Source organism: Clostridium tarantellae, from assembly GCF_009295725.1.
In the GTDB taxonomy this organism is placed as follows: Bacteria; Bacillota; Clostridia; order Clostridiales; family Clostridiaceae; genus Sarcina; species Sarcina tarantellae.
The window spans coordinates 1-2,030 of sequence record NZ_WHJC01000438.1 but is presented as its reverse complement, the minus strand read 5'-3'; the positions used below and the strand labels follow the sequence as shown (position 1 = coordinate 2,030).

Below are 2,030 nucleotides of genomic sequence, written 5' to 3'. Positions count from 1 at the left end.
AGTTATATCTGACTTTATAGCTTTTAATTATATTATTAATAATTATTTTAATATACCTATTAATTCTAATATGAAATTAGATAATATACATAAATCTTCTATTTTTATAGATTCTTCTAAAGTGTGTGGCTTTCTTTCTCCACAAGATAAATTAACTGCTTTAATACCATTTCCATTTAATATATTAGTATCACTTCCACCACCTGTTGAAGTAATTTTAGAATCTATTTGTAATTTTTCAAAAGCTTTTTTTGCAAGTTTTACTATTTCATCATTTTCATCAACTGAAAAAGCTCCATATAATCTATTTACACTTATGTCAACATCTCCATTAAATTTTTCAACAGATTTTCTAAAAGTATGAACCATATGTTTAGTTTGCTTATCTAAACTTTCTTCTACAGTACTTCTTGCTTCTGCTTCAATAAGAACTTCAGGACAAACTACATTGGTAGCAACTCCTCCTTTTATTGTTCCAATGTTTGCTGTTGTATTTTCATCAATTCTTAATAAATTCATATTTGATATGGCATCTGAAGCTATTTCAATAGCACTTATACCTTCTTCTGGACAAACTCCTGCATGGGCTGGTTTTCCTTTTATTTTAACCATTATTTTATCTTGTGCTGGCCCTTTTATAACAATAGTACCTATATCTCCACCTGAATCTAATACAAATGCTTTTTTAGCTTGAAATTTTGAATAATCTAAATTTTTAGATCCACATAATCCTACTTCTTCTGCTATTGTAAATACTATTTCTATATTCCCATGCTCTAAATTATTTTCTTTTATTACATTTAAAGCTTCAATAATAGCTGTTATTCCACCTTTATCATCTCCACCTAAGATAGTTGTACCATCACTATAAATTACACCATCTTTAATAATAGGACTTATATTTTTTCCAGGAGTTACTGTATCCATATGACAGCTAAATAATACTGGTTCTATATCTAAATTACCATCTAATCTTGCTATAATATTTCCAGTATTTGATCCTACTTTTTCTCCAGCTTTATCAACTTCCACTTGTAAGCCAAGTCCTTCAAGTTCCTTTACTAATCTTTCAGCAAAAGTGCCTTCATTATAACTTTCACTATTAATTTTCACATATTCTAAAAATCTTTCTACTATTCTATCTTTATTTATCATAAGTGAACCTCCACTGTAATGTTTTACTATAGATAGTTCTATTAAATTTATCTATTAAATTTATTTTACAATATAACAAATATTTATTCAAATTTAATAATTTGTTTTATTTAATAATTATAAAATTTAGTAATATTTTTAAAATTAAAGGTATTTTAAATATTTTTCATCATATTCAAATTTTAATCATATTTGATTACTAACTACATTAGAGTTATAATTTTTTTAAAAGATAATGATTCTTTTTTACCATTTTTTAAAAGGAGATTTTATTATGGAAAAAAACTTTTTAACAGATATAAGAACAAGCACTAACAAATTACATGATATGGCAGAAAATACAGGGTTTATAAAAAGACTTGTAACTGGTAATGCAACTGTAGAAAGTTATGGTGAATATATTTATAATTTATATCATGTTTATAAAGCTATTGAAGATGCATTAGAAAAATGTAAAGATAATAATATTGTTAAACTTTTTGCTATTAAAGAGGTTTATAGATCTGAAGCTTTATTAAAAGATGCAAGATTTATATTAGGTGATATGATAAATAATATTGAATTACTATGCTCTACTAAATCTTTTGTAAATAGACTAAATGAAATTTCAAAATATCATCCAGAAGCAATAATAGCTCATGCTTATACTAGATATTTAGCTGATTTATTTGGTGGAAGAACTATTTTTAAAATTCTTGAAGCTAAATATAATCTTCCTGAATCAGCTCTTAATTATTATATATTTGATGATATTAAAGATTTAAAATCATTTGTTATGGAATATCATAATAAATTAAATATGATGGATCTAAATGATGATTTAAAAGAAGTATTTTTAAATGAAACTGTTCTTTCATATATTTATAATATAAGTA

At 24.3% G+C, this 2,030-nt stretch carries 2 protein-coding genes; one reads left to right on the top strand and one right to left on the bottom strand.

The window, feature by feature from the left end:
- Positions 1-42: 42 nt before the first annotated feature.
- Positions 43-1,155 (bottom strand): M20/M25/M40 family metallo-hydrolase, encoded by a 1,113-nt coding sequence (locus GBZ86_RS15360; protein ID WP_152892109.1) that lies wholly within the window; start codon positions 1,153-1,155, stop codon positions 43-45.
- A gap of 274 nt (positions 1,156-1,429) precedes the next feature.
- Here GBZ86_RS15360 and GBZ86_RS15355 point away from each other — a divergent pair.
- The coding region (locus GBZ86_RS15355) for a biliverdin-producing heme oxygenase (protein ID WP_152892107.1) at positions 1,430-2,030 on the top strand (601 nt) is incomplete at its 3' end.